Raw genomic sequence first — 23,383 nt, 5'->3', positions numbered from 1 at the left:
GCAGCCCCCGCCCGACCGGGCGGGGGCTGTGGTGCGTCGTCGCACCGGCGGCCGGCTCCCCGATGAACTCGGCGGCGCTGCGGACACCGTCGTCGTCCGTCGCCGATGCGGCCCTCCGCAGACACGCCGAAGGGCCCTCCGCCGACGACGGAGGGCCCTTCGGACTGTCTGACCACAGGGGTCAGCCGCCGAACTCCTCCAGGCCCTTCAGCGCCTGGTCCAGCAGGGCCTGACGGCCCTCCAGTTCACGGGCCAGCTTGTCGGCGCGGGCGTTGTTGCCCGCGGCGCGCGCCGCGTCGATCTGCGTACGCAGCTTGTCGACGGCCGCCTGCAGCTGCCCGGTCAGCCCCGCGGCGCGCGCACGCGCCTCCGGGTTCGTCCGGCGCCACTCCGACTCCTCGGCCTCCTGGAGCGCCCGCTCCACCGCCTGCATCCGCCCCTCGACCTTCGGGCGGGCGTCGCGCGGCACGTGGCCGATGGCCTCCCAGCGCTCGTTGAGGGCACGGAACGCGGACCTGGCCGCCTTCAGGTCCTTCACCGGCACCAGCTTCTCGGCCTCGACCGCGAGCTCCTCCTTCAGCTTGAGGTTTTCGCCCTGCTCCGCGTCCCGCTCGGCGAAGACCTCGCTGCGGGCGGCGAAGAAGACGTCCTGCGCACCGCGGAAACGGTTCCACAGATCGTCCTCGGCCTCGCGCTGGGCGCGGCCCGCCGCCTTCCACTCCGTCATCAGGTCGCGGTAACGCGCGGCCGTCGTTCCCCAGTCAGTGGAACCGGAGAGCGCCTCGGCCTCGGCGACCAGCTTCTCCTTGGCCTTGCGGGCCTCCTCGCGCTGGGCGTCCAGCGAGGCGAAGTGCGCCTTGCGGCGTTTGGAGAACGCCGAGCGCGCGTGCGAGAAGCGGTGCCACAGCTCGTCGTCCGACTTGCGGTCGAGCCGCGGCAGGCCCTTCCACGTGTCGACGAGTGCCCGCAGCCGCTCGCCCGCGGAGCGCCACTGCTCGCTCTGCGCCAGCTCCTCGGCCTCGACGACCAGCGCCTCCTTGGCGTGCTTCGCCTCGTCGGTCTGCTTCGCCTTCTGGGCCTTGCGCTCCTCGCGACGGGAGTCGACCGTCGCGACCAGCGCGTCGAGCCGCCTCCGGAGTGCGTCGAGGTCGCCGACGGCGTGATGCTCGTCGACCTGCTGACGCAGATGCTCGATGGCGGTCGTCGCGTCCTTCGCCGACAGGTCGGTGGTCTTCACCCGCCGTTCGAGGAGGCCGATCTCGACCACGATGCCCTCGTACTTGCGCTCGAAGTAAGCCAGAGCCTCCTCGGGAGAACCGGCCTGCCACGATCCGACGACCTGCTCGCCATCGGCTGTACGCACGTACACGGTGCCTGTCTCGTCGACACGGCCCCACGGGTCGCTGCTCACAGCGCCTCCTCCACCTGATGCCTGTGAGAGGGTTCGTCCCCCCGGCATCGTCCACAGTTTCCTGGGGCGGGCCGCGCCCGCCCTGCACAACGCCAATCTAGGCGACCGGCCGCCCGGCTGTCCGCACTCCGCGCGGCCGAAATTCTTCGGCTCCCGCACCGAGGGCCGGGCCGGCACCGCCGGTCAGGCCCTCGGCGTCGGATCAGACCTTGTCGACGGCCGCCTTGGAGATGGTGACGGCCTTCTTCGGAGCACCGTCGGCAGCACCGCCCGTGACACCTGCGGCGCCGACCTTCTGCACAGCCTTCAACGAGGCGGCGTCCATCGTGCCGAACGGCGTGTAGGTCGGCGGCAGCTTGGTGTCCTTGTACACCAGGAAGAACTGGCTGCCGCCGGTGTGCGGCTGTCCGGTGTTGGCCATCGCCACCGTGCCCGCCGGGAACGTCACCGTGCCGTCCTTGCCCGCCTTGCCCAGCGCGGTCAGGTTCTCGTCCGGGATCGTGTAGCCGGGGCCGCCCGTGCCGTCACCCTTCGGGTCGCCGCACTGCAGGACGAAGATGCCCTGCGTGGTGAGCCGGTGACACTTCGTGCCGTCGAAGAAGCCCTTGTCGGCGAGGGACTTGAACGAGTTCGTCGTGTGCGGGGTCTTCGCCGCGTCCATCGTGAACGCGATGTCGCCCTGGCTCGTCTTGAGCGAGAACGTGTACTTCGCCTTCTTGTCGATCTTCATCGCAGGCTCGGGCGCACTCTTCTCGCTCGCCGAGGGCGACGCGGACGGGCTCGCGCTCGCCGCCGCGTCGGTCTTCTTGTCCTTGGTGTCGTCGTTGCCGACGGAGACGTACGCGGCAGCCCCGACGACCGCCACCACGGCCAGCGCCGATGTGATGACGACGGTGAGCCGCCTCGTCCTCCGGCGGGCCTCCTCCCGGCGCTGCTGCTGCCGCTCGAACTTCTCCCTGGCGAGCTGCCGCCGCCGCTGATCGCTGCTGACCACCGGGTGATCTCCTTGTACGTCGTCTGATCGGGCCTGGGTTGCCCGTACCGTATATGGGTTAGCTGTGGAATGAGGAGCGCCGGTAGGCTCTGAACTGCTGCGGCCCCCTCGGTCGCGGTCACCACAGCCCTCCGTCGGACGACCATTAAGGACGATCGTGCTCATTGCCGGGTTCCCCGCCGGGGCCTGGGGGACCAATTGCTACCTGGTCGCCCCTGCCGCAGGCGAGGAGTGCGTGATCATCGACCCGGGCCACCAGGCCACGCAAGGAGTCGAGGAGACGCTGAAGAAGCATCGGCTGAAGCCTGTCGCCGTCGTGCTCACCCATGGCCACATCGACCATGTCGCCTCCGTCGTCCCGGTGTGCGGCGCGCATGACGTCCCCGCCTGGATCCACCCCCAGGACCGGTACATGATGAGCGACCCGGAGAAGGCCCTCGGCCGCTCCATCGGGATGCCGCTCATGGGCGAGCTGACGGTGGGGGAGCCGGACGACGTCAAGGAGCTGAGCGACGGCGCCCTCCTGAAGCTGGCCGGTCTGGAGTTCGGTGTCGCGCATGCGCCCGGCCATACCAAGGGGTCGGTGACGTTCAGGATGCCCGAGGCCGCGGACGTTCCGCAGGTGCTCTTCTCGGGCGACCTGCTCTTCGCCGGCTCCGTCGGACGCACCGACCTGCCCGGCGGCGACCACGCCGAGCTGCTCGAGTCGCTGGCACGTGTGTGCCTGCCGCTCGACGACTCGACCGTGGTGCTGTCCGGCCACGGCCCCCAGACGACCATCGGCCGCGAGCGCGCCACGAACCCGTATCTGCACGGTATGGACGCGCCCCGACGAGGAATGTGACGAGAGACAGACTGTGAGCACGTTCAAAGCCCCCAAGGGCACGTACGACCTGACCCCGCCCGACTCCGCGAAGTATCTCGCGGTGCGCGAGGCGATCTCCGCCCCTCTGAAGAACTCCGGCTACGGCTACATCGAGACGCCCGGTTTCGAGGACGTCGCGCTCTTCTCGCGCGGTGTCGGTGAGTCCACCGACATCGTGTCCAAGGAGATGTACACCCTCACCACCAAGGGCGGCTCCGAGCTCGCGCTGCGCCCCGAGGGCACTGCGTCCGTGCTGCGCGCCGCGCTGGAGGCCAACCTCCACAAGCTCGGCAATCTGCCGGTCAAGCTCTGGTACTCCGGCTCGTACTACCGCTACGAGCGCCCGCAGAAGGGCCGCTACCGGCACTTTTCGCAGGTCGGCGCCGAGGCGATCGGTGCGGAGGACCCGGCACTGGACGCCGAACTGATCATCCTGGCCGACCAGGCCTACCGCTCCCTGGGCCTGCGGAACTTCCGGATCCTGCTGAACTCGCTGGGCGACAAGGAGTGCCGCCCCGTCTACCGGGATGCCCTCCAGGGCTTCCTGCGCGAGCTCGACCTGGACGACGACACCCGCCGCCGCATCGAGCTCAACCCGCTGCGGGTCCTCGACGACAAGCGCCCCGAGGTGCAGAAGCAGCTGGTCGGCGCCCCGGTGCTGCGCGACTACCTGTGCGACGCGTGCAAGGCGTACCACGAGGAGGTCCGCGACCTGCTGACCGCCGCCGGTGTCGCGTACGAGGACGACGAGAAGCTCGTCCGCGGCCTCGACTACTACACCCGCACCACCTTCGAGTTCGTCCACGACGGACTCGGCTCCCAGTCCGCGGTGGGCGGCGGCGGCCGCTACGACGGCCTGTCCGAGATGATCGGCGGCCCGGCGCTTCCGTCGGTCGGCTGGGCGCTCGGCGTGGACCGTACGGTGCTCGCGCTGGAGGCGGAGGGCATCGAGCTCGAACTGCCCGCGTCCACCAGCGTCTTCGCGGTGCCGCTCGGCGAGGAGGCCCGCAGGGTGCTGTTCGCCAAGGTGACGGAGCTCCGCAAGCTGGGCGTGGCCGCCGACTTCGCGTTCGGCAGCCGCGGTCTCAAGGGGGCGATGAAGAGCGCCAACCGGTCCGGTGCGCGCCTGACCGTCGTCGCCGGTGAGCGCGATCTCGCCGATGGCGTGGTTCAGCTCAAGGACATGGAGTCGGGCGAGCAGCAGCCGGTCGCGCTCGACGCGCTGGTCGCCGAGATCCAGCAGAAACTGGCCTGATCCACCGATTCCTCTGTGCCCGCGCGGTCCGCCGGGCGGGCACAGAGCGCGGTGATCGCGCCGCCGAGTGCCGCGTCCGGGCGGCGCCGCCGACCGCCGGAGAACGCCTTGACCCGGATGTCCGCCCGGTCCGGGTGTCCGCATACTGCTGCAGACCCACCATCGCGATGGCGTCCGTGGCGTCGCCCGGCCGTGGGCAGGAGCGGGCGAGGTGCGCCATGGCCTCCCGTACCGTCAACTCGGCGGGTGCCGATTCATCCTGCCGGACGACCCCGACCCGGGAACGCCGGCGACGGCCGGCGGACGCGAGCACCGAGACCCTTCCCGCGTCGCGACTGCGCTGCCCCTGGAGGAGCTCCACCGCGATGCTCTTCCCGGTCCCGTTCGGCCGCGGATGCCGAGCCCCTCGCCCGGGCGGATTCCCAGGTCGGGGCCGTCCGGCGCGGTCGCTTCGCCACAGCGCTTGCGCAGACCGTGTACGGCCGCAGTGAATTCGGTCATGGTGCGGAGCGTCTCGCGGAGCCGTGAGTTCCGTGCCGCCGTCCGCACATCTTTATGTCCACTGAACGGTTGACCAGAGCGGTGGTGCGGCACAATGACCATGCTCAGTAGGCCACTCACTGATGGAACGGCGATATGACGACTGCAGCGGTTGACCATCCCTCATCCGACCAGGACGAGGACGGCGGGAAGACGACCTTCGGCGGCAGTCGCGCGTTCGCACTGCTGCTGGTGATCGCAGGCGCTGCCGGGCTTCTCGCCGCCTGGGTCATCACGATCGACAAGTTCAAGCTGCTCGAAGATCCCTCCTTCACCCCGGGCTGCAGCCTCAACCCCGTGGTCTCGTGCGGCAACATCATGAAGAGCGATCAGGCGTCCGCCTTCGGGTTCCCGAATCCGATGCTCGGACTCGCCACGTACTCGGTGGTCATCGGCATCGGCATGGCGCTGCTCGCCGGGGCCCGGTTCCGCAGCTGGTACTGGCTCGGACTCAACGCGGGCACCCTGTTCGGAGTCGGCTTCTGCACCTGGCTGCAGTACCAGTCGCTCTACAACATCAACTCGCTCTGCCTGTGGTGCTGCCTGGCGTGGGTCGCCACGATCTTCCTGTTCTGCTACGTCACCACGCACAACATCAAGCACCGGATCCTTCCCGCGCCGAACTGGCTGCGCAACGGACTGACGGAGTTCCACTGGGTTCCGCCGGTCGTCTGGGTCGGCATCATCGGCATGCTGATCCTGACCCGCTGGTGGGACTTCTGGACCAGCTGAACCGGCAGGTCCCGGGCGGGGACCGGCCCGGCGGCGCTGTCGGTGCCGTGACATAGGCTTCAAACCGTGGAGCCCGACCTCTTTACCGCAGCCGCCGAAGACCGCCAGGAGAAGGACCCGTCCAGCAGCCCACTGGCTGTCCGGATGCGTCCCCGGACGCTCGATGAGGTCGTCGGCCAGCAGCATCTGCTGAAGCCGGGCTCGCCGCTGCGCCGCCTCGTCGGCGAGGGGAGCGGGGGGCCGGCCGGCCCGTCGTCGGTGATCCTCTGGGGTCCGCCCGGCATCGGCAAGACAACCTTGGCGTACGTGGTCAGCAAGGCCACCAACAAGCGTTTCGTCGAGCTGTCCGCGATCACCGCGGGCGTCAAGGAAGTGCGTGCCGTCATCGAGGGCGCCCGCCGGGCCACCGGCGGCTATGGCAAGGAGACCGTTCTCTTCCTCGACGAGATCCACCGCTTCTCCAAGGCCCAGCAGGACTCCCTGCTCCCCGCCGTGGAGAATCGCTGGGTGACGCTCATCGCTGCGACGACCGAGAACCCGTACTTCTCGATCATTTCGCCGCTGCTGTCGCGCTCGCTGCTCCTCACCCTGGAACCGCTCACCGACGAGGATCTGCGCGCGCTCATGCACCGGGCCCTGACCGACGAGCGCGGACTCGGCGGCGCGGTCACCCTGCCCGAGGACGCGGAGGCGCATCTGCTGCGGATCGCCGGGGGAGACGCGCGGCGCGCGTTGACGGCGCTGGAGGCAGCGGCCGGCGCGGCGCTCGCCATGCAGGAGAAGGAGATCACTCTCCAGACAGTCGAGGCGACCGTCGACCGGGCAGCGGTGAAGTACGACCGGGACGGCGACCAGCACTACGACGTGGCGAGCGCCCTCATCAAGTCGATCCGTGGCTCCGACGTGGATGCAGCGCTGCACTATCTGGCCCGGATGATCGAGGCGGGGGAGGACCCACGGTTCATCGCCCGGCGGCTGATGATCTCCGCCAGCGAGGACATCGGCCTCGCCGACCCGACAGCCCTGCCCACGGCGGTCGCCGCCGCACAGGCGGTGGCGTTGATCGGTTTTCCGGAGGCGGCGCTCACCCTCAGCCATGCCACGATCGCGCTGGCGCTCGCCCCCAAGTCCAACGCGGCGACGCTCGCGATCTTCGCGGCCCAGGAGGACGTACGGAAGGGGCTGGCCGGCCCGGTCCCGGCCCATCTGCGCGACGGCCACTACAAGGGCGCCGCCGCGCTCGGGCACGCACAGGGCTATGTCTATCCGCACGATGTCCCCGGCGGGATCGCCGCCCAGCAGTACGCTCCCGATGCCGTCCGCGACCGGCACTACTACCAGCCCACGCGGTACGGCGCGGAGGCGCGGTACGCGGACGTGGTGGACCGGGTCCGCGAGCGGCTCGGCCGCGGAGGCTCCGACGGCGCGGCGGACGCCTGAGGCGCACGCCCAGTGCGCCGCCGCCCCGAACAGCGTGCGCACGGCCCGGTGCAGCCCGACCCTGTCAGGCACCGGTTCGGGGAAGTGGAAGCGGGCGTCGGAGCACCGCCCGTCAGCCTCACGGAACCCGTCTCCAGCCGCAGCATCATCCGGCCCGGCCATCCCGGGGACGGGCGTGAGCCGGCCGGCGGCCCGGCCGCGGATGCGGATGCGGTGCGCCATCGATGCCGACGCGACGTCCGTGATCTCCAGCACAGCGGTCAGCTCTTCGGCCCGTGTCCAGCGGCCCGTACGGCCGGGGAATCGGCAGGGAGTTCGAGGAACAGATCCCCTTCGGGGCCCACGCTCCGGTCCAGGGGGATCAGCTGGTCGAAGCCCGTAGTACTCATCCCGGGGATGAGCAGTACCGCCGAACAGGTACTCTGTACGAGAGTTCGTGTGCGCTCGGCTGCTGACGGCATCCGAGTGATTTCAAGCCCGCTGGGACGCGGCTGACCACGATCTGATCGGTCCTCCGTCGTATCGACGCCCTCGGTGGCGTCGACGCTGTCTGTGCTGTCCGTGACGTGTGTGTGGTGTTCCCAGGGCGAGACATGCGATCTCCATGAGTAAGGTGAGCCTAACCTAACCCACAACGGAGGTCTGGAGAACGTGCCTAACCAGTCGCGTCCCAAGGTCAAGAAGTCCCGTGCGCTCGGCATTGCCCTGACGCCGAAGGCCGTCAAGTACTTCGAGTCCCGCCCCTACCCGCCGGGCGAGCACGGCCGTGGCCGCAAGCAGAACTCGGACTACAAGGTCCGTCTGCTCGAGAAGCAGCGTCTGCGCGCCCAGTACGACATCAGCGAGCGCCAGATGGCGCGCGCGTACGACCGCGCCAAGAAGGCCGAGGGCAAGACGGGCGAGGCTCTCGTCGTCGAGCTCGAGCGCCGTCTCGACGCGCTGGTCCTGCGTTCGGGCATCGCCCGCACGATCTACCAGGCCCGTCAGATGGTCGTGCACGGCCACATCGAGGTCGACGGCCGCAAGGTCGACAAGCCGTCGTTCCGCGTCCGTCCCGACAACATCGTGATGGTCCGCGAGCGCAGCCGCGACAAGCACCCCTTCCAGGTGGCCCGCGAGGGTGGTTACGCCCCCGACGGCGAGACCCCGCGCTACCTGCAGGTGAACCTGAAGGCCCTGGCCTTCCGCCTGGACCGGGACCCGAACCGCAAGGAGATCCCGGTGATCTGCGACGAGCAGCTCGTCGTCGAGTACTACGCCCGCTGATCCAGGCGTAGCCGCTCTCACCAGCGCTCAGGCCCGCCCCTCCCCGATGTCGGGGAGGCGGCGGGCCTCCGCGTTCTGCAGCCCGGTGCGGGCGCGGGTCCCGGCCGCTGCCCCTCCGGGCCCGGCCGGTCCACGGGCCGGCCCGCCGGCGCCCTGGCCACCGCCGTGTCCGGATCCAGCCGCCCGCCCGCCCGCCGCCCCGACTCGTAGGGCGCGTCGCCGAGCTCCTGCCGTGCCGGCGGCCAGGGCCGTCGGGGGTGGGAGAGGGGTGCTGAGAGCGTCGCACGAAGCACGCAGAGTGCTTGTACGGAAGCTCTCCGTACAATCTCCTGTGCGCAACTACGGCCCTTCCCACCAGGAATGCGGTAGGGGGCGTGGCCCCCGGCGCGATAGGGTCGGGAGACGACGATTCGACAAGCCAGAGAGCGGTGCATTGTGTCCGGTGGAGAGGTGGCCGGGATCCTGGTGGCCGTCTTCTGGGCGATCCTGGTCTCGTTCCTCGCCGTCGTTCTGGTGAGGCTGGCCCAGACGCTCAGGGCGACCACCAAACTTGTGGCGGACGTGACCGAGCAGGCCGTTCCGCTGCTCGCCGACGCGTCCGCGACCGTGCGCTCCGCGCAGACGCAGCTCGACAAGGTCGACGCGATCGCGACGGATGTCCAGGAGGTCACCTCCAACGCCTCGGCGCTCTCCACGACGGTCGCATCGACGTTCGGAGGGCCGCTGGTCAAGGTCGCCGCCTTCGGTTACGGAGTGCGGCAGGCCATCGGCCGCCGGACCGCTCCGGAAGCCGAGCCGGCCCGCCGGGCTCCCCGACGCACGGTGATCGTCGGCCGCACGGTGCCGTCCGCGCGAGCCAAGAAGCAGGGCGGCAGAAGTTCCCGCGGATCGAAGGACTGACGCAGCGATGTTCCGCCGTACGTTCTGGTTCACCGCCGGCGCAGCCGCCGGCGTCTGGGCCACCACCAAGGTCAACCGGAAGCTCAGGCAGTTGACCCCCGAGAGCCTCGCGGCGCGCGCCGCCGACAGGGCGATCGAGAGCGGTCACAAGCTCAAGGACTTCGCCCTCGACGTCCGCGACGGCATGGCCCGGCGCGAGGCCGAACTGGGCGAGGCGCTGGGCCTTGAGGCGCCGGTCGACCCCGAACTCCCCCTGCAGCGTCGCTTCGCGGTCGAGGCGGCCGAGCCCGCCCCGGCCGCCGACGCCACCGCCTACCGCAAGCTCCCCTACAACTCGTACAACCGGAATGAGGACTACTGATGGAGTCGGCTGAAATTCGTCGCCGCTGGCTGAGCTTCTTCGAGGAGCGCGGGCACACCGTCGTGCCTTCGGCGTCGCTCATCGCGGACGACCCGACTCTGCTGTTGGTCCCCGCGGGCATGGTCCCCTTCAAGCCGTACTTCCTCGGCGAGGTCAAGCCGCCTGCCCAGCGCGTCACCAGCGTGCAGAAGTGTGTACGCACGCCGGACATCGAAGAGGTCGGCAAGACCACCCGGCACGGCACCTTCTTCCAGATGTGCGGCAACTTCTCCTTCGGCGACTACTTCAAGGAAGGCGCCATCAGCTACGCCTGGGAGGCTCTCACCAGCTCCGTGGCGGACGGCGGCTTCGGTCTCGACCCCGAGCGGCTGTGGATCACGGTCTACCTCGACGACGACGAGGCCGAGCAGATCTGGCGCGACAAGATCGGCGTCCCGGCCGAGCGCATTCAGCGCCTGGGCAAGAAGGACAACTTCTGGTCCATGGGCGTCCCCGGCCCGTGCGGCCCCTGCTCCGAGATCAACTACGACCGCGGCCCCGAGTTCGGCGTCGAGGGCGGCCCGGCCGTCAACGACGAGCGGTACGTGGAGATCTGGAACCTGGTCTTCATGCAGTACGAGCGGGGCGCGGGCGACGGCAAGGAGGACTTCCCGATCCTCGGCGACCTGCCGTCGAAGAACATCGACACCGGCCTCGGCCTCGAGCGCCTCGCGATGATCCTGCAGGACGTGCAGAACCTGTATGAGATCGACACCTCGATGGCCGTCATCGAGAAGGCCACCGAGCTGACCGGGGTGCGCTACGGCGACAACCACACCTCGGACGTCTCCCTCCGGGTCGTCACCGACCACATGCGTACGTCCGTCATGCTCATCGGCGACGGCGTCAGCCCCGGCAATGAGGGCCGCGGTTACGTGCTGCGCCGCATCATGCGCCGCGCCATTCGCAACATGCGCCTCCTCGGCGCCACCGGCCCGGTCGTCGCCGAGCTCGTCGACACGGTCATCGCGTCGATGGGCCAGCAGTACCCGGAGCTGATCACCGACCGCAAGCGCATCGAGACCGTCGCCCTCGCTGAAGAGGCCGCCTTCCTGAAGGCCCTCAAGGGCGGCACCAACATCCTCGACACCGCCGTCACCGAGACCAAGGCCGCCGGTGGCAAGGTCCTCGCCGGCGACAAGGCGTTCCTGCTCCACGACACCTGGGGCTTCCCGATCGACCTCACCCTGGAGATGGCCGCCGAGCAGGGCCTCGCCGTGGACGAGGACGGCTTCCGCCGCCTGATGAAGGAACAGCGGGACCGCGCCAAGGCCGATGCCAAGGCCAAGAAGACCGGCCACGCCGACCTGTCCGCCTACCGCGAGGTGGCCGACCACTCCGGCACCACCGAGTTCACCGGGTACACGTCGACCGAGGGCGAGTCGACCATCGTCGGCCTCCTGGTCGACGGTGTGCCCTCGCCCGCCGCCACGGAGGGCGACGACGTCGAGGTCGTCCTCGACCGCACCCCGTTCTACGCCGAGGGCGGTGGCCAGCTCGCCGACCAGGGCCGGATCCGGCTCGACACCGGCGCCGTCATCCAGGTGCGCGACGTCCAGCAGCCCGTCCCGGGCGTCTCCGTCCACAAGGGCACGGTCCAGGTCGGTGAGGTGACGGTCGGCGCCTCCGCCTACGCCGCCATCGACAACACCCGCCGCCGCGCCATCGCCCGCGCCCACAGCGCCACGCACCTCACGCACCAGGCGCTGCGCGACGCGCTGGGCCCGACGGCCGCCCAGGCCGGTTCGGAGAACTCGCCGGGCCGCTTCCGCTTCGACTTCGGTTCGCCCGCCGCCGTCCCCGGCACGGTCCTCACCGACGTCGAGCAGAAGATCAACGAGGTCCTCTCGCGGGAGCTCGACGTCCAGGCCGAAGTCATGTCCATCGACGAGGCCAAGAAGCAGGGCGCCATCGCCGAGTTCGGCGAGAAGTACGGCGAGCGGGTCCGCGTGGTCACCATCGGTGACTTCTCCAAGGAGCTGTGCGGCGGTACGCACGTCCACAACACCGCGCAGCTGGGTCTGGTGAAGCTGCTCGGCGAATCGTCCATCGGTTCCGGTGTGCGCCGCATCGAGGCCCTGGTGGGCGTCGACGCGTACAACTTCCTCGCCAAGGAGCACACGGTCGTCGCCCAGCTCCAGGAGCTGGTCAAGGGCCGCCCCGAGGAGCTTCCGGAGAAGGTCTCCGCCATGCTCGGCAAGCTGAAGGACGCCGAGAAGGAGATCGAGAAGTTCCGCGCGGAGAAGGTCCTGCAGGCCGCCGCCGGGCTCGTCGAGTCCGCCAAGGACGTTCGCGGTGTCGCCGTCGTCACCGGTCAGGTACCGGACGGCACCTCGGCCGACGACCTGCGCAAGCTGGTCCTCGACGTCCGCGGGCGTATCCAGGGCGGCCGCGCTGCCGTCGTGGCCCTGTTCACCACGGCCAATGGCCGCCCGCTGACCGTCATCGCCACCAACGAGGCCGCCCGCGAGCGCGGACTCAAGGCCGGTGACCTGGTCCGCACGGCCGCCAAGACCCTCGGCGGCGGAGGCGGCGGCAAGCCGGACGTCGCCCAGGGCGGCGGCCAGAACCCGGCCGCCATCGGCGAGGCCATCGCCGCAGTCGAACGCCTCGTCACCGAGACAGCGTGACGGCGGGAGTGACGCAGATGCGCCGCGGACGTCGTCTCGCGATCGACGTCGGGGACGCCCGGATCGGGGTCGCCTCGTGCGACCCCGACGGGATCCTCGCCACGCCGGTGGAGACCGTGCCGGGACGTGACGTCCCGGCCGCCCACCGGCGGCTGGGACAGATCGTCGAGGAGTACGAGCCGATCGAGATCATCATCGGCCTGCCGAGGTCTCTGGGTGGCGGTGAAGGTCCCGCGGCGGCCAAGGTCCGGCTCTTCGCCCAGGAGGTTGCCCGCTCGGTCGCACCCATTCCAGTGCGATTGGTTGACGAGAGGATGACCACAGTAACGGCGAGTCAAGGACTGCGCGCCTCAGGCGTGAAGTCCAAGAAGGGCCGGTCTGTCATCGATCAGGCTGCCGCTGTGGTGATCCTTCAGAACGCTCTGGAGTCCGAACGAGCATCGGGTAAAGCTCCGGGCGAGGGCGTCGAAGTGGTTGTCTGATCGCGATACGGTAACGTTCCGCGCGATGCGGCGGTGTTCGAACAAACACCGCACAGCAAAGAGGCGGAACGTCGTCTCGCGGCTCTAGGGGATCGATGACTGAGTATGGCCGGGGCCCCGGCTCCGAACCGTGGCATCCCGAGGACCCTTTGTTCGGGGACCAGGGATGGAGAGGCCAGCAGGCTGCCCACGGCCAGAACCAGTACGGTGGTCCGCAGGATCCCTACGCCCAGCAGCCGCCGCAGCAGGCCTATCCGCAGCACCAGCAGTACGGCGCTCCGCAGGACCCGTACGCGCAGGACCCGTACGCGCAGCAGCCACAGCAGCAGCCGCAGCACGACCCGTACGCGCAGCAGCCACAGCGGCCGCAGCACGACCCGTACGCGCAGCAGCCACAGCGGCCGCAGCACGACCCGTACGCGCAGCATCCGCAGCAGCCGCAGTACAACGGCGGCTGGGACACCGGCCAGCAGGCCGCGATGCCGTACGGCACCCCTCCGAACGATCCGTACGGAAACGGAACGAACGGCTACGGCGAATCGCACGACAACTACGGCACGCCCCATGCGTACCCGCCGCCGCAGCCCCCGGGCCGACGAGAGGCCGCTCCCGAACAGGCCCCGCCGCAGAATCCCGACTGGGACCCGGACGTGCCCCAGGAGGAGACGCACCCCTTCTTCACGGGCGCCGACGACGACCGTGACGGCCCGGACCCCCGTGACGACGACGAGTACGACGACGATCCGCGCGACAGTCGCAGGGACGGCCGAGGCGGCGGCGAACGCCGCGGCAAGGGCAAGAAGAAGAACCGCAGCGGTTGCGCCTGCCTCGTCGTCGCCGTGGTCCTCGCCGGAGGTGTCGGCGGGGCGGGCTACGTCGGCTACACGTACTGGCAGAACAAATTCGGCGCGGCCCCCGACTACTCGGGTCAGGGCTCCGGCAGCGTCGAGGTGGAGATCCCGAAAAACGCGCTCGGCAACGAGATCGGCAGCATCCTGAAGTCGAAGGGCGTCGTCAAGAGCGTCGATGCCTTCATCGCGGCGCAGGCCGCAAACCCCAAGGGGAACTCGATCCAGGCGGGTGTCTATCTCCTCAACAGGCAGATGTCCGCGGCCGAGGCCGTGAAGATGATGCTCGACCCGAAGAGCCAGAATCTGCTCATCATCCCGGAGGGCACGCGCAACAGCGTGGTCTACGCGAAGATCGACAAGAGGCTGGGCCTCAAGGACGGCACCACCGACGGCATCGCCAAGAAACAAGCGGGCAGCCTGGGGCTCCCGCAATGGGCCAAGAACCACCCGGAACTCAAGGATCCGCTGGAGGGCTTCCTCTTCCCTGCGGCCTACCCCGTGGTCAAGGGGATGAAGCCGGAGGACGTCCTGAAGAAGATGGTCGAGCGGGCCAACTCCGAGTACGACAAACTCGATCTCGAGGCCAACGCCAAGAAGCACAACCTGGACAATGCCTGGGAACTGCTCACGACGGCCAGCCTGGTCCAGGCCGAAGGTAAAACGCACGACGACTTCCGAAAGATGGCCGAAGTCGTCTACAACCGCCTCAAGGCGACGAACACCGAGACCAATCGCTACCTTCAGTTCGACTCGTCGTACAACTATCTCAAGGGTCAGAGCAAGATCAAGATCACTGAGAAGGAGATAAAGCAGGACCACGATCCGTACAACACGTACACGCGAACGGGCCTCACCCCTGGCCCGATCGGCAATCCAGGAGCCGAGGCATTGGCAGCCGTGCTTCATCCGACCACGGACGGCTGGATCTACTTCGTGGCGACCGACGGCAACAGCAAGACCGAGTTTGCCAAGAACTACAACGAATTCCTGAAGCTCAAGGAAAAGTTTGATGCCCTCAACTGACGGGCGCCGACGGGCGGCCGTTCTCGGCTCACCTATCGCGCACTCGCTCTCCCCGGTCTTGCACCGGGCCGCGTACGCCGAGCTCGGTCTCACCGACTGGACCTACGACCGGTTCGAGATCGACGAGCAGGCGCTGCCCGGCTTCATCGAGGGCCTGGACTCTTCCTGGGCCGGACTCTCGCTGACCATGCCGCTGAAGCGTGCGATCATCCCGCTGCTGGACTCCATCAGTGAGACCGCCTCCTCGGTCGAAGCTGTGAACACGGTCGTGTTCACCGAAGACGGCCGTCGTGTCGGCGACAACACCGACATCCCCGGCATGATTGCGGCTCTACGCGAGCGAGGTGTGGAAAAGGTGGAGTCCGCCGCCGTTCTCGGCGCCGGAGCCACCGCCTCGTCGGCCGTTGCCGCCCTCGGTGCGATTTGCACGGGTCCGGTCACTGCCTACGTACGCAGCCGGGAACGCGGCGACGAGATGCGCGGCTGGGGGGAACGGATTGGTGTCCAAATGCGCACCGCTGATTGGTCGGACGCGGCTGAGGCTTTCCAGGCACCACTGGTTATCGCGACGACACCTGCTGGCGCCACGGACGCGCTCGCGACTGCGATCCCCGGACGGCTAGGTGTCCTCTTCGACGTGCTCTACGACCCGTGGCCGACTGTCCTGGCGGCAGGTTGGTCGGCAAATGGTGGTGCCGTGATCGGTGGCCTCGACCTGCTGGTGCACCAGGCTGCCCTTCAAGTAGAGCAGATGACACACCTCCCACTGCTTCCGCTTGCCGTTATGCGTGCCGCAGGGGAGGCGGCGCTTTCATCCCGATAAATCGAAGGTCCGCGGTGCTTTGCTTTGTCTGCGCCTCTACTGAATTCGCCCTGACCGACTCCGGCCAAGGCGAATTCATGAGTTATTGAAATTTTACTGGTGCCGTTCAGCCGCAGTTTCCAAGTGGACTTGTGTATGTTTCGTACCAGCCGCTAGATGCGCCACTCTGGAATGTTTTGCCCCAAAATTGAACGCATTTTGCGGCGGCATTGACGTAAACTGGGCCGGCGTAATAGCCGTATGAGCCTTCGTCCTTGACCCAGGATCCGCCCTCGGCGCGGATCCCGGCGCCCAGAGTGGTCTGGCCTCCGTAGAAAGACGACCCATTGGGGTGCTTCAAGGTGACTGCGCAGTTCCGCTTGGAGGCGGAGTTGTAGAGCTGGAAGGAGGTGACACCCTGCGTCTCACTGCTGGACAGTTGATGGGATCTTTGGACGTAATAGCCTGACCCGCAAATTGAGACAGCCGTGTCTGCGAGACTTGCGGCGTGGGCTGGGCTCCCGAGGAGTATTGAACTGAACAGTGCTGTGGCGGCTCCAACTGTGGCGGCTCTTCGGGCTGCTGTCAGCATGAATTCCTCATCTCTGAAATTTTCCACCGATTCGCGATGGCTGTCGCTGATCCTATCTGATTTATCAGGTTGATGGATGGTGAATTTCCCAATGCGCTTTGTGTTAAATATCGTTCTATGCTCTCAATTTTCCATATCTGTTAATCTTTAACGCTTTGGGTGTCTCGGTTGCTTCACCGTGACCGCTTTGCGATCGTCCGCCTACTGGACCGGCGACCGGTTCACGCCCCCGGCCATGGGAGGATCGAAGGCGGCGGGCCAGGGCCGCGCACCCGGTCGCGCCGTTGCAGTTCCAGGCGCGAGTATGAGGAGCACCGTTGAGCAGGTTGCGCTGGCTGACCGCGGGGGAGTCGCACGGCCCCGCACTGGTGGCGACGCTGGAGGGTCTTCCCGCCGGCGTCCCGATCACCACGGAGATGGTGGCGGACGCACTCGCCCGGCGGCGGCTCGGATATGGCCGCGGCGCACGGATGAAGTTCGAGAAGGACGAGGTCACCTTCCTGGGTGGAGTACGCCACGGTCTGACCATGGGGTCCCCGGTCGCCGTGATGGTGGGCAACACCGAATGGCCCAAGTGGGAGCAGGTCATGTCGGCCGACCCGGTCGACCCCGACGAGCTCGCCACCCTGGCCCGTAACGCCCCGCTGACCCGCCCCCGGCCCGGCCACGCCGACCTCGCGGGCATGCAGAAGTACGGCTTCGACGAGGCCCGGCCGATCCTGGAACGCGCCAGCGCCCGGGAGACCGCGGCCCGGGTGGCGCTCGGCGCCGTCGCGCGCTCGTACCTCAAGGAGACCGCGGGCATCGAGATCGTCAGCCACGTCGTCGAGCTGGCCGCGGCCAAGGCGCCGTACGGCGTCTACCCCACGCCTGCCGACGTCGAGAAGCTCGACGCCGACCCGGTGCGCTGCCTCGACGCCGCCGCGAGCAAGGAAATGGTCGCCGAGATCGATCAGGCCCACAAGGACGGCGACACCCTGGGCGGTGTCGTCGAGGTGCTCGCGTACGGAGTGCCGGTCGGCCTCGGCTCGCACGTGCACTGGGACCGCCGCCTCGACGCGCGCCTCGCCGCCGCACTGATGGGCATTCAGGCGATCAAGGGTGTCGAGGTCGGCGACGGCTTCGACCTGGCCCGGGTCCCCGGCTCGAAGGCGCACGACGAGATCCTCGTCACCGAGGACGGCATCAAGCGCGCCTCCGGCCGCTCCGGCGGTACCGAGGGCGGTCTGACCACCGGCGAGCTGCTCCGGGTCCGTGCCGCGATGAAGCCCATCGCCACCGTGCCCCGCGCGCTCGCCACCGTCGACGTCGTCACCGGTGAGCCGGCCAAGGCACACCACCAGCGCTCCGATGTCTGCGCGGTGCCGGCCGCCGGTATCGTCGCCGAGGCGATGGTCGCGCTGGTCCTGGCCGACGCGGTGGCGGAGAAGTTCGGCGGGGACAGCGTCCCCGAGACCCACCGCAACGTGCAGTCGTACCTCGACCACCTCCAGATCCGATGAGCGGCCCGCTGATCGTCCTCGTCGGCCCGATGGGCGTCGGCAAGTCCACGGTCGGTGAGCTGCTCGCCGACCGGCTCGGCACCACCTACCGGGACACCGACGCGGATGTCGTGGCCACGGCGGGCAAGCCGATCTCGGAGATCTTCTACGACGAGGGCGAGGAGCACTTCCGCGAGCTGGAGCGGCAGGCGGTACGCACCGCCGTCGCCGAGCACACCGGCGTCCTCGCGCTCGGCGGCGGCGCCGTGCTCGACGCCACGACCCGCGCCCTGCTCGCCGGCCACGCCGTCGTCTATCTCTCGATGGACGTGGAGGAGGCCGTCAGGCGGGTCGGGCTGAACACCGCGCGCCCGCTGCTCGCCGTCAACCCGCGCCGGCAGTGGCGCGAGCTGATGGAGGCACGCCGCCACCTCTACGACGAGGTGGCCCGGGCGACCGTGGCCACCGACGAGCGCACGCCCGAAGAGGTCGCCCAGGCGGTCCTCGACGCACTGGAACTGCCGGAGCGCGCGGGCGACCCCGCGGGGCCCGGCCGGGAGAACACACGCATGACGGACCAGGGACCCACACGCATCCAGATCGCCGGGACTGCGGGCACCGACCCGTACGAGGTGCTGGTCGGCCGGCAGCTGCTCGGTGAGCTGCCCTCGCTGATCGGCGACCGCGCCCGGCGGGTCGCGGTCCTGCACCCCGAGGCGCTCGCCGAGACCGGAGAGGCAGTCCGGCAGGACCTCGCCGACCAGGGGTACGAGGCCATCGCCATCCAGCTGCCGAACGCCGAGGAGGCCAAGACCGCCGAGGTCGCGGCGTACTGCTGGAAGGCGCTCGGCCAGACCGGATTCACCCGCACCGACGTCATCGTCGGAGTCGGCGGCGGCGCCACCACCGACGTGGCCGGGTTCGTCGCGGCGACGTGGCTGCGCGGGGTGCGCTGGATCGCCGTACCGACGACCGTGCTCGCCATGGTCGACGCGGCTGTCGGCGGCAAGACCGGCATCAACACCGCCGAGGGCAAGAACCTCGTCGGCGCCTTCCACCCGCCGGCCGGGGTGCTCTGCGACCTCGCCGCCCTCGACTCGCTGCCCGTGCACGACTACGTCAGCGGCATGGCCGAGGTCATCAAGGCCGGCTTCATCGCCGACCCCGCGATCCTCGACCTGATCGAGTCGGACCCGGAGGGCGCCCGTACGCCCGCCGGACCGCACACCGCCGAGCTGATCGAGCGCTCCATCCGGGTCAAGGCCGAGGTCGTCTCCAGCGACCTCAAGGAGTCCGGGCTGCGCGAGATCCTCAACTACGGGCACACCCTCGCCCACGCCATCGAGAAGAACGAGCGCTACAAGTGGCGCCACGGCGCGGCCGTCTCCGTCGGCATGGTCTTCGCCGCCGAGCTGGGCCGGCTGGCCGGGCGCCTGGACGACGCCACGGCCGACCGGCACCGCGCAGTCCTGGAGTCCGTCGGACTGCCGCTCACCTACCGCGGCGACCAGTGGCCCAGGCTGTTGGAGAACATGAAGATCGACAAGAAGTCCCGCGGCGACCTGCTGCGCTTCATCGTCCTCGACGGCCTGGGCAAGCCCACCGTCCTGGAAGGACCCGACCCGGCGGTGCTGCTCGCCGCGTACGGGGAGGTGTCGGCGTGACCCGCCGGGTCTTCGTGCTCAACGGACCGAACCTCGGCCGGCTCGGCTCCCGTGAGCCCGATGTCTACGGCGCGACGTCGTACGCCGGACTCGTCGAGACCTGCCGGACGCTCGGCAAGGAACTCGGCTTCGACGTCGACGTCCGGGAGACCAACGACGAGGGCGAGCTGATCCGCTGGCTGCACGAGGCCGCAGACGGGTCGATTCCGGTCGTTCTCAACCCGGGAGCCTTCACCCATTACTCGTACGGAATGCGGGACGCGGCCGCTCAGCGCACCGCCCCGCTCATCGAAGTGCACATCTCGAACCCGTACGCACGGGAGGAATTCCGCCACACCTCGGTTGTCGCGCCGGTCGCCACGGGGACCGTCGCCGGCTTCGGTATCGGCTCCTACCGGCTCGCCCTGCGCGCTCTCGCCGACGAACTGACGGACTGAGACCGGCCGGATCACCGGCCGACGGGGCACTCCGTACCGTCCCCGACCGTTGCCTCTGCGGCGACCGGGGACGGTACGGTTGCCGTTCCACCAGCGCCAGTTGCCTGTACGAGACGGAGTGGCACCGGATGCAGCACGCAGTGGGGGCCCCGCTGCCGCCGCCCCAAGGATCCGGAAACGGACCTGTCGGCTGGACGCACCAGGCCCAGCACCCCGGCCACCCCGGTCCGCCGGGGCCGCCGCCCCCTCCCGCGCCCCGGGGCCCCGGCTGGACGGGCCCCGCCCCGCACCATGCCCCAGCCCCCGTCTCCCGGGAGACCACCGGGCACATCCAGCTGCCGCCCGGCGGCCCCGTGCCGCTGCCCGCACCACCCGCCGATCCCGGCACGGGCACGGCGACGCTCGCCGTCCTCCTGATCGGCCCCGCGGGCGCGGGCAAGACGACCGTGGCGAAACTGTGGGCCAGCCGCCGCCGCGTTCCCACCGCCCACGTCAGCCTCGACGACGTCCGCGAATGGGTCCGCTCCGGCTTCGCCGACCCGCAGACCGGGTGGAACGACCACTCGGAGGCCCAGTACCGCCTGGCCCGCCGCACCTGCGGCTTCGCCGCCCGTAATTTCCTGGCCAACGGGATCTCCTGCATCCTCGACGACGCGGTCTTCCCCGACCGCCCCGTCGTGGGCCTGGGCGGCTGGAAGCGCCATGTGGGCCCGGGGCTTCTGCCCGTGGTGCTCCTGCCCGGCCTGGAGATCGTGCTGGAGCGCAACGCCGCCCGCAGTGGCAACCGCCGCCTGTCGGACGAGGAGGTTGCCCGGATCCACGGCCGGATGGCGGGCTGGTACGGCTCAGGGCTGCCGATCATCGACAACTCGACGTACGACGTGGAGACCACGGCCCGGGTCCTCGACGACGTACTCGCCCGCTCGATCGCCAGCCCGCCGGCCTGGTGACGGCCGGCCGCCCCCGGTCGGATGCGCTGACCGGGCGGCCCGGCGCCCCCGCTCGTAGGCTCGTGGCATGTCAGAGGTGTACGCCGTCCGCCGCGGGCTGCTCCGCGACCGGTGCGCCGCCGTCGGATCCGCGGCCGCCCTGGTCTCCCGCCCCGCCAACGTCCGCTATCTCGCGGGCGGAGCGCCCCCGGGTGCCGTGCTGCTGCTGGGCCCCGACGAGGACGTTCTGCTGTGCCCCCGCGCGCCGACCGGCGAGCCCGACCACGAGCACACCGACGACCAGCTGCGGCTGGCCCTGTTGCCGACCTCCGGCGGCGACGACCCGGCGGTCGCCGCAGCCGACCTGGCCACCACCTCCGGCGCGGAATCGCTCGCCGTCGAGGAACACGATCTGACGGTCTCCCGTCACCGGGCCATGGGCTCGGTGGCCCCGCGGCTCCGGCTGACCGATCTCGGCGCCACGGTCGAGCAGCTGCGCCTCGTCAAGGACGAGGAGGAGATCGCCTGCCTGCGGATCGCCGCCGAGATCACCGACCAGGCGCTCGGTGAACTTCTCGAATCGATTCTGGTCGGCCGCACCGAACGGCACCTCGCCCTGGAACTGGAACGGCGACTGGTGGACCACGGCGCCGACGGCCCTGCCTTCGCCACCTCGGTCGCCACCGGACCCAACTCGGGTCAGGGCCGCCACCGGCCCTCGGACCGGCGTGTGGAGGAGGGAGATTTCCTCTCCGTCTGTCTCGGCGCCAACTATCGCGGCTACCGGTGCGAGATCGGCCGCACGTTCGTCATCGGGACCGCGCCCGCCGCCTGGCAGATCGATCTGTACGACCTGGTTTTCGCCGCTCAGCGGGCCGGACGTGAGGCTCTCGTGCCGGGCACGGCGTACCGCGATGTGGACCGCGCGGCCCGGCATCTCCTGGACTCCGCAGGCCACGGAGAGGGTCTCGCACCCTGGACCGGGCACGGTGTGGGACTCGAAATCGACGAGGACCCGCAGCTGACACCGGCGGCCATGGGTAAACTGGACGCTTGTGTGCCGGTCACCGTCGAACCGGGAGTCCACCTCCCGGGCCGGGGCGGGGTCCGGATCGATGACACGCTCGTCGTGCGCCCCGAGGCGGACGGCGGACCCGAGCTACTCACCATTACGACCAAGGAGCTGCTCGCGCTCTAGCGCGCATCCTTGGCCGTCCACCAGCTTCAGTCCAGGAGATTCCGCAACCGTGGCTTCCACGAACGACCTCAAGAACGGCATGGTGCTCAAGCTCGACGGGGGCCAGCTCTGGTCCGTCGTCGAGTTCCAGCACGTCAAGCCCGGCAAGGGCCCGGCTTTCGTGCGCACCAAGCTCAAGAACGTGCTCTCCGGCAAGGTCGTCGACAAGACGTTCAACGCCGGCGTGAAGGTCGAGACGGCCACCATTGACCGCCGCGACATGCAGTTCTCGTACATGGACGGCGAGTACTTCGTCTTCATGGACATGGACACGTACGACCAGCTCATGGTCGACCGCAAGGCTGTCGGCAACGCCGCCAACTTCCTCATCGAGGGCTTCACCGCCTCCGTGGCCCAGCACGAGGGCGAGGTGCTCTACGTCGAGCTGCCGGCCGCCGTCGAGCTGACGATCCAGCACACCGACCCGGGCGTCCAGGGCGACCGTTCCACCGGTGGCACCAAGCCCGCCACGCTGGAGACCGGTTACGAGATCGGCGTTCCGCTCTTCATCACCACCGGTGAGAAGATCAAGGTCGACACCCGCACGGGCGACTACCTCGGCCGGGTGAACAGCTAACCGTGGCTGCCCGGAACACGGCCCGCAAGCGCGCCTTCCAGATCCTCTTCGAGGCCGACCAGCGCGGTGAGTCCGTGCAGACGGTCCTCGCGGACTGGGTTCGGCTCTCGCGGTCCGACCCTCGTCAGCCGCCGGTCACCGAGTACACGATGGAGCTCGTCGAGGGGTACGCGCAGTACGCGGACCGGATCGACGACCTCATCATCACCTACGCCGTGGACTGGGAGATCGACCGCATGCCGGTCGTCGACCGGAACATCCTGCGGCTCGGTGCGTACGAGCTCATCTGGGTGGACGGGACGCCGGACGCGGTAGTCATCGACGAGGCGGTCCAGCTTGCCAAGGAGTTCTCCACGGATGACTCCCCGTCCTTTGTGAACGGGTTGCTCGCCCGGTTCAAGGACCTCAAGCCGAACCTTCGCCGCGAGGCGTAGGCTGCGGCGCTCAGCCCACGAAGGGCCCACGGTCAGCTGACCGTGGGCCCTTCGGCGTGCGGGGCCCCTGGGCGGGGCGGGTCCGTTGTGTGGTGCGGCGCCCCGGTCCGGGGCGGGGATTTTGTCCTCAAGCGCCGGACGGGCTTGGGTGTCCGCCTGGCCCCTGGTGGCACCGTCGCGCCTGCCCGTTGGGTGGTGGTCCGGGGCCCCTCCGGGGTGTCTCCTCGGGCGACGAACGTTCGGCGGGTATGCGAGGGGAGCCCGGGTCTGTGTTCGTCGTCCTGCGGGGACTCCCCTGCACGGCCCCGGACCGGCCGTCTCGCGTCAGCGGCCCGGTGTGCCTTCTTGTCACGGCCGCCGGGTCGCGGACGCGGACGATACGGGGGTGGGGCCGTGCAGGGGAGTCCCCGCAGGGGCTGGCGTAGGTGCCGGGTTCGTCCG

Annotated in this window: 22 protein-coding genes; 18 read left to right on the top strand and 4 right to left on the bottom strand. The window is 69.4% G+C overall.

What is annotated here, in order from left to right; translation table 11 throughout:
• Positions 1-181 precede the first annotated feature (181 nt).
• Together ACNPQM_RS26525 and ACNPQM_RS26520 are read right to left on the bottom strand one after the other, a co-directional pair.
• A complete protein-coding gene (locus ACNPQM_RS26525) occupies positions 182-1,411 on the bottom strand; it encodes a DUF349 domain-containing protein (RefSeq protein ID WP_418085996.1) in 1,230 nt (409 codons plus the stop codon).
• Between the two features lie 202 nt (positions 1,412-1,613).
• Entirely contained in the window at positions 1,614-2,405 is a 792-nt protein-coding gene (locus tag ACNPQM_RS26520) for a peptidylprolyl isomerase (RefSeq protein ID WP_418085995.1), read from the bottom strand.
• Between the two features lie 157 nt (positions 2,406-2,562).
• On the opposite strand from ACNPQM_RS26520, the gene ACNPQM_RS26515 reads away from it, so the two are divergent.
• Entirely contained in the window at positions 2,563-3,249 is a 687-nt protein-coding gene (locus ACNPQM_RS26515; protein ID WP_266987922.1) for an MBL fold metallo-hydrolase, read from the top strand.
• A gap of 13 nt (positions 3,250-3,262) precedes the next feature.
• On the top strand, positions 3,263-4,525 hold the full coding sequence (hisS, locus tag ACNPQM_RS26510; protein ID WP_366132970.1) for a histidine--tRNA ligase: 1,263 nt from the start codon (positions 3,263-3,265) through the stop codon (positions 4,523-4,525).
• Here the strand turns inward: hisS and ACNPQM_RS26505 are convergent.
• Positions 4,446-4,886: a hypothetical protein gene (locus tag ACNPQM_RS26505; RefSeq protein WP_418085994.1), complete on the bottom strand. Its 441-nt coding sequence runs from the start codon at positions 4,884-4,886 to the stop codon at positions 4,446-4,448. The genes hisS and ACNPQM_RS26505 overlap by 80 nt on opposite strands.
• A gap of 275 nt (positions 4,887-5,161) precedes the next feature.
• Between ACNPQM_RS26505 and ACNPQM_RS26500 the strand changes: the two genes are divergently transcribed.
• Positions 5,162-5,797: a vitamin K epoxide reductase family protein gene (locus ACNPQM_RS26500; protein ID WP_358860758.1), complete on the top strand. Its 636-nt coding sequence runs from the start codon at positions 5,162-5,164 to the stop codon at positions 5,795-5,797.
• Between the two features lie 66 nt (positions 5,798-5,863).
• Entirely contained in the window at positions 5,864-7,237 is a 1,374-nt protein-coding gene (locus ACNPQM_RS26495; RefSeq protein ID WP_418085993.1) for a replication-associated recombination protein A, read from the top strand.
• A gap of 260 nt (positions 7,238-7,497) precedes the next feature.
• On the opposite strand, the gene ACNPQM_RS26490 is transcribed toward ACNPQM_RS26495, so the two are convergent.
• Complete coding sequence (locus ACNPQM_RS26490) at positions 7,498-7,626, bottom strand: hypothetical protein (protein WP_418085992.1); 129 nt, start codon at positions 7,624-7,626, stop codon at positions 7,498-7,500.
• A gap of 262 nt (positions 7,627-7,888) precedes the next feature.
• Here ACNPQM_RS26490 and rpsD point away from each other — a divergent pair, with 262 nt between their 5' ends.
• From rpsD to nusB, 14 genes are all read left to right on the top strand, one after another.
• Positions 7,889-8,503, top strand: a complete 615-nt coding sequence (gene rpsD / locus ACNPQM_RS26485; protein WP_358860756.1) for a 30S ribosomal protein S4 — start codon at positions 7,889-7,891, stop codon at positions 8,501-8,503.
• A gap of 450 nt (positions 8,504-8,953) precedes the next feature.
• Positions 8,954-9,403 carry a DUF948 domain-containing protein gene (locus ACNPQM_RS26480; protein ID WP_358860755.1) on the top strand — a complete coding sequence of 150 codons (450 nt, stop codon included), beginning with the start codon at positions 8,954-8,956 and terminating at the stop codon, positions 9,401-9,403.
• A gap of 7 nt (positions 9,404-9,410) precedes the next feature.
• Positions 9,411-9,764 (top strand): DUF6167 family protein, encoded by a 354-nt coding sequence (locus ACNPQM_RS26475; protein ID WP_418085991.1) that lies wholly within the window; start codon positions 9,411-9,413, stop codon positions 9,762-9,764.
• Positions 9,764-12,433, top strand: coding sequence for an alanine--tRNA ligase (gene alaS, locus ACNPQM_RS26470; RefSeq protein ID WP_358860753.1), 2,670 nt, complete (start codon positions 9,764-9,766; stop codon positions 12,431-12,433). Before ACNPQM_RS26475 ends, alaS begins: the two co-directional genes overlap by 1 nt.
• Complete coding sequence (ruvX, locus tag ACNPQM_RS26465) at positions 12,430-12,915, top strand: Holliday junction resolvase RuvX (protein ID WP_064744960.1); 486 nt, start codon at positions 12,430-12,432, stop codon at positions 12,913-12,915. The genes alaS and ruvX overlap by 4 nt, the downstream gene beginning before the upstream one ends.
• Positions 12,916-13,010: 95 nt before the next feature.
• Entirely contained in the window at positions 13,011-14,789 is a 1,779-nt protein-coding gene (mltG, locus tag ACNPQM_RS26460; protein WP_418085990.1) for an endolytic transglycosylase MltG, read from the top strand.
• A complete protein-coding gene (locus ACNPQM_RS26455; RefSeq protein ID WP_418085989.1) occupies positions 14,776-15,612 on the top strand; it encodes a shikimate dehydrogenase in 837 nt (278 codons plus the stop codon). Before mltG ends, ACNPQM_RS26455 begins: the two co-directional genes overlap by 14 nt.
• A gap of 888 nt (positions 15,613-16,500) precedes the next feature.
• The gene (gene aroC / locus ACNPQM_RS26450) at positions 16,501-17,685 is read left to right on the top strand and encodes a chorismate synthase (RefSeq protein WP_037695345.1); all 1,185 of its coding nucleotides are present in this window, start codon (positions 16,501-16,503) and stop codon (positions 17,683-17,685) included.
• On the top strand, positions 17,682-19,328 hold the full coding sequence (gene aroB / locus ACNPQM_RS26445; protein WP_418085988.1) for a 3-dehydroquinate synthase: 1,647 nt from the start codon (positions 17,682-17,684) through the stop codon (positions 19,326-19,328). The genes aroC and aroB overlap by 4 nt, the downstream gene beginning before the upstream one ends.
• Positions 19,325-19,765 carry a type II 3-dehydroquinate dehydratase gene (gene aroQ, locus ACNPQM_RS26440; RefSeq protein WP_266987952.1) on the top strand — a complete coding sequence of 147 codons (441 nt, stop codon included), beginning with the start codon at positions 19,325-19,327 and terminating at the stop codon, positions 19,763-19,765. The genes aroB and aroQ overlap by 4 nt, the downstream gene beginning before the upstream one ends.
• 128 nt (positions 19,766-19,893) lie before the next feature.
• Positions 19,894-20,715 (top strand): Pro-rich N-terminal domain-containing protein, encoded by an 822-nt coding sequence (locus tag ACNPQM_RS26435; protein WP_358860747.1) that lies wholly within the window; start codon positions 19,894-19,896, stop codon positions 20,713-20,715.
• A gap of 67 nt (positions 20,716-20,782) precedes the next feature.
• Positions 20,783-21,892, top strand: a complete 1,110-nt coding sequence (locus ACNPQM_RS26430; protein ID WP_358860746.1) for an aminopeptidase P family protein — start codon at positions 20,783-20,785, stop codon at positions 21,890-21,892.
• A gap of 49 nt (positions 21,893-21,941) precedes the next feature.
• Entirely contained in the window at positions 21,942-22,508 is a 567-nt protein-coding gene (gene efp, locus ACNPQM_RS26425) for an elongation factor P (protein WP_358860745.1), read from the top strand.
• 2 nt (positions 22,509-22,510) lie between these two features.
• The gene (nusB, locus tag ACNPQM_RS26420) at positions 22,511-22,942 is read left to right on the top strand and encodes a transcription antitermination factor NusB (protein ID WP_358860744.1); all 432 of its coding nucleotides are present in this window, start codon (positions 22,511-22,513) and stop codon (positions 22,940-22,942) included.
• Positions 22,943-23,383 lie beyond the last annotated feature (441 nt).

It is taken from the genome of Streptomyces sp. NPDC056231, assembly GCF_048270745.1.
In the GTDB taxonomy this organism is placed as follows: domain Bacteria; phylum Actinomycetota; class Actinomycetes; order Streptomycetales; family Streptomycetaceae; genus Streptomyces.
This window is presented reverse-complemented; position numbering and strand designations above follow the sequence as displayed.